This is a genomic window from Nocardia sp. NBC_00511, assembly GCF_045161165.1.
Taxonomy (GTDB): Bacteria; Actinomycetota; Actinomycetes; order Mycobacteriales; family Mycobacteriaceae; genus Nocardia.
Map to the genome: position 1 here is coordinate 6,171,921 of NZ_CP107849.1, position 13,430 is coordinate 6,185,350.

A 13,430-nucleotide genomic window follows, 5' to 3' on the forward strand; every position below is an offset into this window, starting at 1 on the left:
GTCACTTCGGTGGCAGCACATGCGCGCCGGTCTTGTCGGTGGAGAGAGCCAGCGAGCTGATGTACTGGATCTCCCCCGCCGGGCCGGGCAGCGCGGAGGCGATCATGTCGGGGCGTTCGAATTCCATGCCGGTGACGGCGCAGGTCAGTGTTTCGCCGGACGGGTTGCCGTGCTCGTCGTGCATGGGCAGCTCGATGCCGTCGTGGTCGCGACGCAGGTAGTACCTGCCCTTGGTGAGGATGGCGGTCAACGGGGTGGCGAGGAACGAAACCACCACGGCCACAATGGGTGAGTACGGCTTCAGGGTCTCGCCGAACAGCCCGAAGAAGGTCATGATCGACAGCACCGCGGACAGTCCGAAGCCGACCAGGCCGACCGGGTTGAAGTCGTAGAGCATGCCGCGGCGGAACTCCGGCTGCTTGGGCGAGATCTTCAGCACGTACTTGTTGATCGCGATATCCGTTGCAACGGTGACGATCCAGGCGATGCCGCAGTTGGCGTAGAAGCCGAGAATGTTGTTGAGGAACTCGAACATGTTGGCTTCCATCAGCACCAGGGCGATGGCCAGGTTCAGGCCCAGGAACACCAGGCGGCCCGGGTAGGTCTTGGTGACGCGGGTGAACGAGTTGGTCCACGCCAGCGAACCCGAATACGCGTTGGTGACATTGATTTTGATCTGACTGATGACGACCAGCGCGACGGCGAGGGTCATGGCCAGCCAGGACGGCATCATGTCGCGGTAGATCTCCAGGAACTGGTGCACCGGCTGATTCGCGATGTCCTGCGCGCCGGGCAGATTCGCGATCAGGTAGACCGCCAGGAACAGGCCGACCACCTGCTTGATCGCACCGAACAGCACCCAGCCGGGTCCGGCCAGCAGCATCCAGCCCCACCACTTGCGCTTGTTCTCAGGGGTTTTCGGCGGCATGAAGCGCAGATAGTCGATCTGCTCGGCGATCTGCGCGATGAGCGAGAGGCAGACGCCCGCGGCGAGCAGCGCGCCGGAGAAGCTGACGCCCTTGCCGTCCTGGCCGCCGTAGGCCAGGAAGGTGCCGACCGAATCCGGGTGGCGCACCAGCAGGAAGCCGAACGGCGCCACCATCAGCACCAGCCACAGCGGCGTGGTCCACACCTGGAGTTTGGCCAGGGTGTTCATGCCGTAGATGACCAGCGGGAAGATCATCAGGGTGGAGACCAGGTAGCCGAGGGCGAGCGGCACGTGCAGGCCCAGTTGCAGGCCCTGCGCCATGATCGAGCCCTCGAGCGCGAAGAAGATGAAGGTGAACGAGGCGAACACGATGTTCGTGATCACCGACCCGTAGTACCCGAAGCCGCTGCCGCGGGTGATCAGGTCGAGGTCGATGTTGTAGCGGGCCGCGTAGTAGGCGAGCGGGAATCCGGTGAGCATCACGATGATCGCGAAGATGCCGATGCCGAGCAGGGCGTTCCCGGTGCCGTTGGCGATGCCGATGTTCGCGCCGATGGAGAAGTCGGCCAGGTAGGCGATGCCGCCCAGCGCGGAGACGCCGACCACCGCCGGACTCCACTTGCGGTAGCTGCGGGGGGCGAACCGCAGGGTGTAATCCTCCAGCGTCTCTTTGGACGCGGCGACCGCGTTCGCCGTGGGGGTTTCGACTTGAACCACCGGCACTCCTCGTTCGGGCTCGTCGCGAGCTGTTTTCCGATTCGAGAGTGGTCAGCGATTGTTGATCTTGGCTTTCCGGATCGTTGCGCGGCGGTTACGTCCGGCTCACCGAGGTTCCGAGTGTGTGAACTCGGCTATTTCCGTGTGAATCGGGGGCGCCCGGGTACTCGAATCGAGCAATTTCGGAGAAGCGCGCGAGCCCTGCGGTTCCATAGCCTGAGGGCATGACGATCATCACCAATGTTTCGCTCGTGACCGTGTACGTGACCGATCAGACCGCGGCCAAGCAGTGGTACATCGACAATCTGGGTTTCGTCGAGACCACCGACATCACCATGGGCGACAACGGTTTCCGCTGGGTCACCGTGGCGCATCCGAATCAGCCGGAGCTGGAGGTCACCCTGATGGTGCCCGGTCCCCCGCTCACCGACGACCTGGCCGATGCCATCCGCCGCTCCCTGGCCAACGGCACGCACGGCGCACTCGGATTGCGAACCGAGAACTGCCAGAAGACTTTCGAGGAACTCACCGCCAAGGGCGTGGAGTTCGTGCAGCCCCCGGCCGAACGCCCGTACGGCGTCGAGGCCATCATCCGCGACAACTCCGGCAACTGGCTGGTGCTGGTCGAGAACCGCGAATTCGACCCGAGCCAGGCGCAGTTCGGCCCGCAGTGACCCGTACCCGTGGATGCGGGACCACCCCCGCATCCACGGTCGCAGAAATCAGGCGTTCTGCGCGGCGAACCAGGTCTCGACGGACTTGCGCTCGCTGTTCATGACCTTCTTGAGCAGGTTCTCGACCAGCGGCTCGATGGCTCCGCCGACCAGCGGGACCTTCACGTCGACGGTGCCGACCACCTCGATCTCGGAACCTTCGGCGGTGGGCCGCAATTCGAAGCTACCCGCCATCTCGGTGGTGATACCGCCGGAGCGGCCGTCGAAACCGCCCTTGGCGATACCGTCCTGGAGCGGACCCCAGGTGTCGGTGCGCTCGAGCATGAGTTCGCTCTTGAGAACCTTCTTGACGATGCCGGGAATCTGATCTTCGGGAGCTTTTTCGGTCATATGGATGGAGATGGTGCCGGGGCCGTCCGGGTGGGTGAGCTCCAGCGTGGCGGTCGCTGCGTCTTTGAAACGGGCCTGCCACATTTCGTCGTTGGTCAGTGCCCGGTGAAGCTCTTCTACCGGGACGCTGTACTGCACCGTGAAGCTGATTTTTCGGGACATGGCGGCAACGGTAGTCCAGTGATGGAATAGCCTGCTGAAGTGTCGGAAACTAGCCAGTCGACCGAGAGTGCGGAGCCGCGGACCATCGATCCGGCACAGCGCTCCCCGCGACGTGCGCAGCGGCTGCGGCGGGCCCGGATCACCATCGCGATCGTCGCCTCCACGGTGAGCGTGCTGTCGGTGCTGCTGGTGCTGGCGGCCTGGCGCGACGACCACCTGATCAGCTCCGATATGGGCGTGACCAGCGCCGAAGTACTGTCGGCGGGCCGCCTGCGCTCCGCGGTCATGTTCGTCACCCCCGACGGTGAGATGCACAACCCGAAAACCGGCGTGCTGTACCCCACCAAACTCACCGCCGGTGAACGCATCAACGTCGAATACCGCCGCAGCGACCCGGATCTCGTGCGTGTCGCCGGACGCGACGCGCGGGTGGCGGTCATCCCGGCCGCCTCGGTCATCGTCGTCGACTGGCTCATCGCCCTCCCCCTGCTCTGGCTCCTCGGCTCGCCGCCCCGCCGCTGGCTGGCGATGCTGCGCATTCGAGTACGCCGTCTGCGAGATAGGCTCCGCCAGTGAAAACTGATCGCCGGGAATCGTTTCGGGCCCAGTTGGACAAGCAGCCGCACGAGGTGGCTTCCATGTTCGACGGGGTGGCCAAGCGCTACGACATCACCAACACCGTGTTGAGCGGCGGTCAGGACTATTTCTGGCGACGCGCCACCCGCAAGGCTCTCGCCCTGCGGCCCGGTGAGCGGGTGCTGGATCTCGCGGCGGGAACAGGGGTTTCGACCGAGGAGCTCGGCAAATCCGGGGCCTGGTGTGTGGCCACCGACTTCTCGCAGGGCATGCTCGCGGCCGGACGGCATCGCAATGTGCCGATGGTCGCCGGGGACGCCATGGCCCTGCCGTTCGCCGACGAATCCTTCGACGCGGTGACCATCTCCTACGGGCTGCGCAATGTGTCCGATCCGGATCTGGCGCTGCGGGAGATGCTGCGGGTGACCAAGCCCGGCGGGCGGCTGGTGGTGGCGGAGTTCTCGACGCCGGTGCTCGCGCCGTTCCGGACCGTGTACATGGAGTACCTGATGAAGGCGCTGCCGCGGGTGGCGACGTCGGTGTCGAGCAATCCGGACGCCTACGTGTACCTGGCCGAATCGATCCGGGCGTGGCCGAATCAGCCGCAATTGGCGCTGCGGATCGCCGACGCGGGCTGGTCGGCGGTGAAGTGGCGCAATCTCACAGGCGGGATCGTGGCCCTGCATCGCGGCTTCAAACTGGGCTGACCTGCGTTTATGCCGATCTCACCGGGATAGATTCCAGCGGTGAGGCGAATTGTCATCTGGCGATAACGTCCGGTAAATCCCCCGCAACCCACGGTGGCTTAACTCGGAACCATGCCCGACACGCCCACTCCCCCGACGAGCACCCGGACCGCGTGCTCGTACTGCGGGGTGGGCTGCGGCATCACCGTCGAAACCCGCGCCGATGAGCGGGGACTGCCGCTGATCGTCAAGGTCAAGGGCGACAAGGAACACCCGGTCAACGCGGGCCGCCTGTGCACCAAGGGCGCGACGCACGCCGAGCTGATGGCGGCGCCGGGCCGCATGGAGACCGCCTACCGCCGCCCCGAACGCGGTCAGCCGCCGGTGCCGCTGCCGGTCGACGAGGCGATTCACGAAGCGGCCGAACGCCTTCGGGTGATCCTCGACACACACGGACCGGATTCGGTGGCGCTCTACGTGTCCGGGCAGCTGTCGATCGAGGCCCAGTACCTGGCCACCAAACTCGCCAAGGGGCACCTGCGCACCGTGCACATGGAGGCCAATTCGCGGCTGTGCATGGCGAGCGCGGCCAGCGGCTACAAGCTGTCGCTGGGCGCGGACGGGCCGCCCGGCTCCTACGACGACCTCGATCACGCCGACCTGTTCTTCGTGATCGGCGCGAATATGGCCGACTGCCATCCGATCCTGTTCCTGCGCATGGCCGATCGGCTCAAGGCGGGCGCGAAACTGATCGTGGTGGATCCGCGCCGCACCGCCACCGCCGACCGCGCCGACCTGTTCCTGCAGATCGCGCCCGGCACCGATCTGGCGCTGCTCAACGGGCTGCTGCACCTGCTGGTCGAGAACGGGACCATCGACGCCGAATTCATCGCCGAGCACACCGAGGGCTGGGCCGACCTGCCGGAATTCCTCGCCGACTACACCCCGGACCTGGTCGCCGCACTCACCGGGCTGGCCGAGGCCGACATTCGCACCGCCGCCGAATGGATCGGGGCGGCAGGCGAGTGGATGTCGCTGTGGACCATGGGAATCAACCAGTCCACACACGGCACCTGGGCCAGCAACGCCATCATCAACCTGCACCTGGCCACCGGCGCGATCTGCCGCACCGGCAGCGGCCCGTTCTCGCTCACCGGGCAGCCCAATGCCATGGGTGGACGCGAAATGGGTTACATGGGACCGGGATTGCCGGGACAGCGCAGCGTGCTGTCGGCGGCCGACCGGACCTTCACCGAGGAGGTGTGGGGGCTGGAACCCGGCACCATCCGCTCGGAGACCGGGCCCGGCTCCATCGAGATGTTCCGCGGGCTCACCGACGGCGAGATCAAGGCCTGCTGGATCGTGTGCAGCAATCCCGTTGCGTCCATGGCGAATCGGCGCACCGTGATCGCCGGACTGGAGGCCGCGGAACTGGTGATCGCGCAGGACGTGTACACCGACACCGCCACCAATGCGTACGCCGACCTGCTGCTGCCCGCTACCCTATGGGCCGAATCCGATGGTGTGCAGGTGAATTCGGAACGCAACCTGACCCTGCTGCGTCGGTCGGTGCCGCCGATCGGCGAGGCCCGGCCGGACTGGCAGCTCATCGCCGGGGTCGCGACGGCGCTCGGCTTCCCCGGTTTCGACTACGCCTCCAGCGCCGAGATCTTCGACGAGATAAGGCGTTTCGCCAATCCGGTCACCGGCTACGACCTGCGCGGCATCGACTACGACGTGCTGCGCGACGGACCCGCGCAGTGGCCGTGCCCCGATCCGGCGCAGCGGCGCAACCCGATCCGTTACCGCAATGACGGCAGCAGTCAGCCGCTGCACACCGACGCGGACGGACACACACCGCGCTTGGCCTTCGCCACCCCCAGCCGCAAGGCCGTGTTCTTTCCGCGCCCGCACCTGCTGCCCGCCGAGATGCCGGACGAGGATCACCCGTTCGTGCTCAATACCGGCCGCCTGCAACATCAGTGGCACACCATGACCAAGACCGGGAAGGTGGCGAAACTGAACAAGCTCAACGGCAAGCCGTTCCTGGAGATCCACCCCGACGACGCCGCGAAACTCGAAGTGCGCGAGGGTGATCAGGTCGAGATAGCCTCCCGCCGCGGCCGCGCCGTGCTCCCCGCCCAGCTCAGTGACCGGGTGCTGCCCGGCAACTGCTTCGCCCCGTTCCACTGGAACGACGAGCAGGGGGAATACCTGACCATCAACGCCGTCACCAACGACGCGGTGGACCCGATCTCGATGCAGCCGGAATTCAAGGTCTGCGCGGTGCGGCTGCGCAAGGTCGCGGTCCTGAGTTCGGACCCGGAACTGCCGGGCGACGGACTGCACAGCGGCGAATCCACCGGGCAGCCGAGCGGCGGTGCGGAAATCACCTCGGGCGCTGCGGAATTCAGTGCCGCGGTGCCGAACCGGACGGGCATCGCGCACGAGTCCGCAGCCGGTCCACACCCGCTGTCGGTGATGCTCGGATTGGAAAGCCCGACCTCGCCCACGCTCAGCGAGGCCGAGCGCATCTACCTGGGCGGCTACCTGGCCGCATTGCAAACGCTGCCGGTGAACGGGGTGCCGGTGCTGCCGGAGACCGCACCGATCTCGCAGCGCAGCCGACTGTGGATCGACGGGCTGCTCGGCGGTATGTATTCGCGGGGCCCGCAGTTCACCTCGACCCAGGCACTTGCCGGATCGCAGGGATTCGCGCCGAACGGACCGAACTCGACCCCGAACGGAGCTTCAGGAACTCCGAACGGACATGTCGACGCGTGGGCCGACCCGGCTGCGACCTGGAGCGGGACCGATGGGAACACCCCAGCTTCGGCGGCGAGCAGGACCCTGACGGTGCTGTGGGCGTCGCAGACCGGCACCGCCGAAGAACTGGCCGCCGCCCTGATGACCTACCTGGCCGACACCGGTTTCGCGCCGCGACTGATCGACATGGACGCCGCCGACCTGGCCGATCTGGCCGAGGACGTGCTCATCATCACCAGCACGTTCGGTGACGGCGGCCCGCCCGACAACGGCGCGGACTTCTGGGAACGCCTGTCCGACAGCGAGATCCGGCTGCCCGGTGTCCGCTACGCCGTCTTCGCACTGGGCGATTCCTCCTACGACGACTTCTGCGGCCACGGCCGCAAACTCGACGAGCTGCTCGCGAAACGCGGTGCGCACCGGCTGATTCCGCGCGTCGACAGCGAACCCGACCACGACGAGCTGTCCGCGGCCTGGTTCGAGGATGTCGCGACAGCGCTGGAGGCCGGATCGGAGGGCGGGAACTCCGTTCCCGGGCCCGTCGGCGGCGCTGCCGAGCCGGGCAGCGGCCCGGCCTCGACCGGACCGTCGGGCTACCCGGCCGGAGCGGACTTCCAGGCCGGTGACGACAACTTCACCGGGCACGCCCACCCCAGCGGCGGCCGTCCCTCCGGAAGAGATCTGCCCGGTGGACCGAACCCGCGAGGCACGTTCGATTCCCCGTCTCGGGGCGGATATCAGCGCACCGGCGCATCGAACAGCTCGGCCGCCTCCGGCGCTCCGGCATGGACCGGGCAGCCGAGCGCGGGCGGCAGCCCGCGGGCGGCCCGAGGCACGACGTCCACGCTGGCTCCGGCACCGTTCACCCGCAACTCGCCTGTCACGGCGAAACTGGTTCGCAATGAATTGCTTTCCACGGCGGGCTCGGGGAAAGAGGTGCGGCAGTTCGGGTTCGATCTCAGTGATTTGGACGCCACCTACGAGGTCGGGGACTCGCTGGGGATCAAGCCGTCGAATTGCGAAGCGCTGGTGGCGGAGTGGCTGGCCGCGACCGGACTGGACGGCAGCTGGACCGTCGAGGTCGACGGGCACGACGTACCGCTGGCGGAGGCGCTGCGCACGCAGTACGACATCACCCGGGTCAGCAATGATCTGCTGACGTTCGTGGCCGCGCACAATTCGAGCCAGCGCCTGGGCAAGCTGCTGCGGCGCGACAATCGCAACGAGCTCGACGGCTACCTGTGGGATCGGCAGGCCGTGGATGTGCTGCGGGACTTCCCGGTGCGCACCGACCTGGTGGATTGGCTGGGCGTGCTGAAAAAGCTGCAGCCGCGCCAGTATTCGATCTCGTCGAGTCCGCTGGTGGATCCGCGCGAGGTGCAGTTGACGGTCGGGGTGGTGCGCTACGGGGATCCGACGGCGATCGGTTCGCGGGCCCGGCGCGGCGGGGTGTCGTCCACCTTCCTGGCCGATCGCGCCGCCGAGGTGCCGATCTTCCTGCAGCGGGCCCCGCATTTCCGGCCGCCGCTGGACCCGAACGCGCCGATGATCATGGTGGGCCCGGGCACCGGCATCGCCCCGTTCCGCGGGTTCCTGCACGAACGGCGCGCACTCGGCTGCCGGGGCCGCAACTGGCTGTTCTTCGGCGATCAGCACGCCAAGGACCACTTCTACTATCGATCCGAGCTGGAGGACATGTTCCGTTCGGGCTTCCTGACCCGCCTGGATCTGGCGTTCTCCCGCGATCAGCGCGAGCGGATCTATGTGCAGCACCGCATGATCGAGCACGGCGCGGAGCTGTGGTCGTGGCTGCGGGACGGCGCGCACCTGTACGTGTGCGGTGACGCCGCCCGCATGGCCAAGGACGTGGACGACACGCTGCTGCGGATCGCCCGCATCCACGGCAAGCTCAGCGAGGAGGCCGCGCTGGCCTTCAAGAAGCAGCTCGTCGCCGAGAAGCGCTATGTGCGCGACGTGTACTGAATTCGACTACACGGCAGGCGGATTGAGGCGCGCGAAGTCCGGCAGCCGATAGTACGGGTAGTAGGGGTACGGCGGGGTGACGGCGCTCGCCTTGTCCAGTCGCGCGAGCTGTTCGTCGTCCAGCCGCCAGCCGACCGCGCCCAGGTTCTGCCGCAGCTGTTCCTCGTTGCGCGCGCCCACGATCACGGTGGCGACGGTGGGCCGGGTCAGCAACCAGTTGAGCGCGATCTGCGGGACGGTGCGACCGGTCTCGGCGGCGATCTCGTCGAGCACGTCCACCACGTCGTAGAGCAGTTCGTCGCGCACCGGCGGGCCCGCCTCGGCGGTGGTGTGCAGGCGGCTGCCTGCCGGAAGTGGTTGTCCGCGACGGATTTTCCCGGTCAGGCGTCCCCACCCGAGCGGGCTCCACACCACCGCGCCCACACCTTGATCACGCCCGAGCGCCATGAGCTCCCATTCGTAATCGCGCCCGACCAGCGAGTAGTAGACCTGATGCGCGACATAGCGCGGGAACCCGTGACGGTCCGCTGCCGCAAGGGATTTCATCAGCTGCCAGCCCGCGAAGTTGGACGCGCCGACGTAGCGGATCTTGCCCGCGCGCACCAGCCCGTCGAGGGCGGCGAGCACTTCCTCGACCGGTGTCCCGGCGTCGAAGGCGTGCAGCTGGAACAGGTCGATGTAATCGGTGCCGAGCCGACGCAGCGCGGCGTCGACGGCCGAGACGAGCCGGGCGCGACCGGTGCCCGCGTCGAACGGTCCGGGGCCGGTGGGCAATCCGGCCTTGGTGGACAGCAGCAGTCGATCGCGACGCCCCCGGATCGCCTCGCCGAGCACCTCTTCCGAGGCTCCGTCGGAGTAGACGTCGGCGGTGTCGAAGAGGGTGACGCCCGCGTCCAGGCTGATGTCCACCAGTCGCCGGGCCTGCTTGGCGTCGGTGTCGCCCCAGGCGGAGAAGAGTTCACCGCGACCACCGAAGGTGCCCGCGCCGAAGCTCAATGCGGGAACCAGCAGACCGGATGCGCCGAGCCGACGGTATTCCATGACAACCCCTAACGGAACCACGGTTTCATTAACAAGACCGACGCTACACTCGATCGCGACAAATGGAACTGGAGACCCGTTATGAACCACGACACAGCCACCCCGGGCTCACTGCGCCCGGGCGGACGCACCGCCCGCGTCCGCGATGCCGTGCTGCGCGCCGCCGGAGACCTGCTCGCCGACCACGGCTTCGCCACCCTCGACCTGACCGAGGTGGCCGCCCGCGCCGAAGTCGGCAAGACCACCGTCTACCGCCGCTGGCGCACCCCCGCCGGACTGGTCGCCGACCTCCTCGTCGACATGGCGGAAACCTCACTGCCGCACAGTGATACCGGCGCCCTGGGCGACGATCTGCTGGCCAATGCCCGTCTGGTGGCGAAGACCCTCACCGACCCCCGCCAGAGCCGCCTGTTCCGCGCCGTCATCGCCGCCGCCACCAGCGACGACACCGCCGCCACCGCCCTGCACGCCTTCTACGACACCCGCCTGACCGAATGGTCCCCCTGCGTGGCAGCCGCCGTCACCCGCGGCGAGGTCCCCGCCGGAACCGACCCGCGCGCAGTCCTTTCCGCCGTCTCCGCCCCCCTCTACTACCGCCTGCTAGCCAGCGGCGACCCACTCGACGACCACACCGTCACAACGGCCGCAGCATCCGCCACCCTCGCCGCCCGAGCAGGCGTGTTCGTCCGAGAATCGCCGTAGTCCTTCCCGCGCAACCGAATCGATTCACAACCATCCACAGGCGTGCACGCCGGAGGTCGGTCGGCTAGCGGGATGGCTTCCAGGACGGATCACGGCCGGTGAGGCCGAGGATGCGGTCGAAGGCGGACGCTTCTGGCGCGACCGTGACCACCGGGCCGAACAGGCCCGGGACGCCCTCGGGCGGGTTGTCGGCGAGCAGGCCGGTGAGCACCTCCAGGTCGGCGGTGGACGGGGTGGCGTAGTCCTGACCGGTGGCTACCGCCAGGTCCCAGCCGTGCACGACCAGTTCGTCCAGGCCGAAGGCGGCGATGCCCGGGGCGGGCATGCGCGCGCCGCCCACCTCGGTGTCGCCGACCCACGCATCGGGTTCGCGCCAGGCCGCGACCAGCGACTTCAGTTGTGCGGGAATGCGAGTGCGCCAGTCGGCCGGGAGTTCCGGCTCCGCGGCGGGCGGCTGGGAGGTACCGAGGCCCTCCTTCGCGGCACCCTGCCGGAACGCCTCGGTGAGGCCGGCGATGTGGGCGATCAGACCGCGGACGGTACGGCCGTCATTCGGCGTGGGATCGTCGAGTCGGTCGTCGGGGACCCCCGCGACCACGGTTTCCAGGCTCGCGGCGGCCGCTTCCAGATCGAAGGGCGGGTTGGTCATGGTGGATCCTCCCGGAGCATGCCGGACCGCCGGGGTGACGAGCCGGTCACCGATGCAGACGGTGCGGGGCTTCGGAATTCATCGCCCAGGCCGCTCAGACGTGCTCGCGGATGTGCGTGCGGCGCCACGTCGCAACCCGTTCGTTAGGTGGGATCCGCGCCGAAAAGTGCTGGTGGGGAGGACAATTGATAGATGAAGGGTGATCGGGTAGAGATCGTGGTGGACACCGGTGACGGGTCCCGTAATTACGAAGTTGTCGCGACCCGGGCGGGGCGGCGGGTGGAGACCCGCATCGCGCGCGGCATCGTGGAGGTCAGCGAGGTGACCAGGACCGGCGGGCCGGTGCGGACCGCGCGGTTCCTGGCGGGGCGGGTGCTCGCGCTGGTCGAGTATCCCGCGGAGGACAAGCTGCTGCCGGGCGAGTGAACGCCCGAAAATCGTTGGGTCAGGCCGAGATTCCGGCGCGCACGGTGGCGTGCAGTTCGCGCAGGCTGGAGCGTTCAGTGGCGACCTCGAGCACCCGGATGCCGTGCGCGGGACCCGTCAGCGCCACGGCCAGCTGCTGCGGGTCGAGCTGGCGGTGCGGAATCCGGTAGGCGGCGCACAGAGCGGCCAGGTCCATGCCGTGCGGGGTGCCGAAGACCCGCTCGAAGACGCCCGCGTACTGCGGGTCGCCCTGTTCCAGGAGTTCGAAGATGCCGCCGCCGTCGTCGTTGGCGACCACGATGGTGAGGTCCTCGGGCCGCGGTTCGCCGGGGCCGATGAGCAGGCCGGAGGCGTCGTGCAGGAAGGTCAGGTCGCCCATCAGCGCCACGGTGCGGCCCGGATGGGTGAGCGCCGCGCCGACGGCCGCCGATACGGTGCCGTCGATCCCGGCCACGCCGCGATTGGACAGCACCCGGATGCCGGGCCGCGGATGCGAGACCAGTGCCGCGTCGCGCACCGGGTTGGACGCGCCGAGCAGCAGTTGATCGCCTTCATGCAGGGCGGCCATCACCACCGCCGCCACATGCAGCCCGGTCGGTTTCGGATGCCCGGCCAGTTCCGCGCGCACCACGCCGGTGGCCTTGTCGTTCAGTTCCCGGCACAGCTCCAGCCATTCGGGCCGCGGCGCGCCGTGCGTGACCGCGCGGGTCCCGGTGCCCACCACATTGCCGGACACATCGGGCCAGCGCGGGCCGGTGGTCAGCGCGAACACCATGACCTCGGGATCGGCGAGCACCCGCGACACCTGCCGGTGCAGGGTGGGCCGCCCGGTGATGATGGCCTGCTTCGGCTTCAGCAGCGACAGCGCCAGCGGATGCAGTTCGGGGCCGTGCATGGGCGCGGTGGGTTCGGCGACGGTCGGCAGCGCGGCCAGTTCGGGCCGATGCCCCGAGCCGTGGCCGGAGATCACCACGGTGTCGACGGTCAGGTCGATGTCGAGCGGCACGTCCAGGGTCGCGTATTGCGTTGCGGTCCAAGGCTGATCGCTGTGCCGCCCCTTGGGCAGCGGGTCACCGGCGGCCAGGTCCGGAACCAGGGGTTCGCGCAGCGGGATGTCGAACTGCACGGGTCCGGCATTGCCGGAGCGGGTGCCGCGGGCGGCGGCCAGCACCCGGCACACGGCCGAACGCCACACGCTGTTCTGCTTGCCGTACAGCTCGTCGCCGGGTTCGACCTCGGCCACGCCGAGGCTGATGGCGGCGCGCACCTGGCTGCCGAAGAGGCCGAACTGCTCGACGGTCTGGTTCGCGCCGGTGCCGAGCATGTCGTAGGGCCGGTTGGCGCTGAGCACGATCAGCGGCAGCCGCGCGTAGTTGGCTTCCAGCACGGCGGGGCCGAGATTGGCGACGGCGGTGCCGGAGGTCATCACGACGGGGACGGGCCGTCCGCTCGCGGCGGTCAGGCCGATGGCCAGGAATCCGGCGCTGCGTTCGTCGATGCGCATGTGCAGGCGGATCCGCCCGGCCTGGTCGGCGGCCTGTAATGCGAAGGCCAGCGGCGCGTTTCGCGAACCCGGGCACAGCACGACGTCGCGGACGCCGCCGCGCGCGAGTTCGTCGACGACGACATTGGCCTGTGCTGTCGAGGGGTTCACGCCTCCAGCCTCTCAGACAGTGGCCGCGTGCGCTGCGTCGCCCCGCTCACACCTATACTGACAAGTTAGGCTTTGC

General features: G+C 68.3%; 11 protein-coding genes. 6 read left to right on the top strand and 5 right to left on the bottom strand.

Annotated features, from left to right (window positions below):
- Nucleotide 1 precedes the first annotated feature (1 nt).
- Nucleotides 2–1,651, bottom strand: coding sequence for a purine-cytosine permease family protein (locus OG300_RS28790; RefSeq protein WP_405486271.1), 1,650 nt, complete (start codon nucleotides 1,649–1,651; stop codon nucleotides 2–4).
- Nucleotides 1,652–1,875: 224 nt separating this feature from the next.
- On the opposite strand from OG300_RS28790, the gene OG300_RS28795 reads away from it, so the two are divergent.
- Nucleotides 1,876–2,319 (top strand): VOC family protein, encoded by a 444-nt coding sequence (locus OG300_RS28795; RefSeq protein WP_405498713.1) that lies wholly within the window; start codon nucleotides 1,876–1,878, stop codon nucleotides 2,317–2,319.
- 48 nt (nucleotides 2,320–2,367) lie between these two features.
- Here OG300_RS28795 and OG300_RS28800 read toward each other — a convergent pair whose 3' ends face one another.
- On the bottom strand, nucleotides 2,368–2,871 hold the full coding sequence (locus tag OG300_RS28800) for a DUF2505 domain-containing protein (RefSeq protein WP_405486273.1): 504 nt from the start codon (nucleotides 2,869–2,871) through the stop codon (nucleotides 2,368–2,370).
- Between the two features lie 123 nt (nucleotides 2,872–2,994).
- Here OG300_RS28800 and OG300_RS28805 point away from each other — a divergent pair, with 123 nt between their 5' ends.
- From OG300_RS28805 to OG300_RS28815, 3 genes are all read left to right on the top strand, one after another.
- Nucleotides 2,995–3,447, top strand: coding sequence for a DUF3592 domain-containing protein (locus OG300_RS28805; protein ID WP_405498714.1), 453 nt, complete (start codon nucleotides 2,995–2,997; stop codon nucleotides 3,445–3,447).
- Entirely contained in the window at nucleotides 3,444–4,154 is a 711-nt protein-coding gene (locus OG300_RS28810) for a demethylmenaquinone methyltransferase (protein ID WP_405486275.1), read from the top strand. The genes OG300_RS28805 and OG300_RS28810 overlap by 4 nt, the downstream gene beginning before the upstream one ends.
- Before the next feature lie 111 nt (nucleotides 4,155–4,265).
- Nucleotides 4,266–8,882, top strand: a complete 4,617-nt coding sequence (locus tag OG300_RS28815) for a molybdopterin-dependent oxidoreductase (RefSeq protein ID WP_405486277.1) — start codon at nucleotides 4,266–4,268, stop codon at nucleotides 8,880–8,882.
- A 6-nt stretch (nucleotides 8,883–8,888) separates the two neighbouring features.
- On the opposite strand, the gene OG300_RS28820 is transcribed toward OG300_RS28815, so the two are convergent.
- Nucleotides 8,889–9,923: an aldo/keto reductase gene (locus OG300_RS28820; protein ID WP_405486279.1), complete on the bottom strand. Its 1,035-nt coding sequence runs from the start codon at nucleotides 9,921–9,923 to the stop codon at nucleotides 8,889–8,891.
- 81 nt (nucleotides 9,924–10,004) lie between these two features.
- Here OG300_RS28820 and OG300_RS28825 point away from each other — a divergent pair, with 81 nt between their 5' ends.
- Entirely contained in the window at nucleotides 10,005–10,625 is a 621-nt protein-coding gene (locus tag OG300_RS28825) for a TetR/AcrR family transcriptional regulator (protein WP_405486281.1), read from the top strand.
- 64 nt (nucleotides 10,626–10,689) lie between these two features.
- Here OG300_RS28825 and OG300_RS28830 read toward each other — a convergent pair whose 3' ends face one another.
- A complete protein-coding gene (locus tag OG300_RS28830) occupies nucleotides 10,690–11,274 on the bottom strand; it encodes a TIGR03086 family metal-binding protein (protein WP_405486283.1) in 585 nt (194 codons plus the stop codon).
- Nucleotides 11,275–11,466: 192 nt separating this feature from the next.
- On the opposite strand from OG300_RS28830, the gene OG300_RS28835 reads away from it, so the two are divergent.
- A complete protein-coding gene (locus OG300_RS28835) occupies nucleotides 11,467–11,700 on the top strand; it encodes a hypothetical protein (RefSeq protein WP_405486285.1) in 234 nt (77 codons plus the stop codon).
- A gap of 19 nt (nucleotides 11,701–11,719) precedes the next feature.
- On the opposite strand, the gene menD is transcribed toward OG300_RS28835, so the two are convergent.
- Nucleotides 11,720–13,354 (bottom strand): 2-succinyl-5-enolpyruvyl-6-hydroxy-3-cyclohexene-1-carboxylic-acid synthase, encoded by a 1,635-nt coding sequence (gene menD / locus OG300_RS28840; protein WP_405486287.1) that lies wholly within the window; start codon nucleotides 13,352–13,354, stop codon nucleotides 11,720–11,722.
- Nucleotides 13,355–13,430: the final 76 nt, after the last annotated feature.

Excerpts from the sequence above, each read along its gene's own strand:
- OG300_RS28820 (WP_405486279.1), bottom strand. The coding sequence starts at position 9,923 with ATGGAATACCGTCGGCTCGGCGCATCCGGTCTGCTGGTTCCCGCATTG.
- OG300_RS28815 (WP_405486277.1), top strand. The coding sequence starts at position 4,266 with ATGCCCGACACGCCCACTCCCCCGACGAGCACCCGGACCGCGTGCTCG.
- OG300_RS28830 (WP_405486283.1), bottom strand. The coding sequence starts at position 11,274 with ATGACCAACCCGCCCTTCGATCTGGAAGCGGCCGCCGCGAGCCTGGAA.
- OG300_RS28835 (WP_405486285.1), top strand. The coding sequence starts at position 11,467 with ATGAAGGGTGATCGGGTAGAGATCGTGGTGGACACCGGTGACGGGTCC.
- OG300_RS28825 (WP_405486281.1), top strand. The coding sequence starts at position 10,005 with ATGAACCACGACACAGCCACCCCGGGCTCACTGCGCCCGGGCGGACGC.
- OG300_RS28800 (WP_405486273.1), bottom strand. The coding sequence starts at position 2,871 with ATGTCCCGAAAAATCAGCTTCACGGTGCAGTACAGCGTCCCGGTAGAA.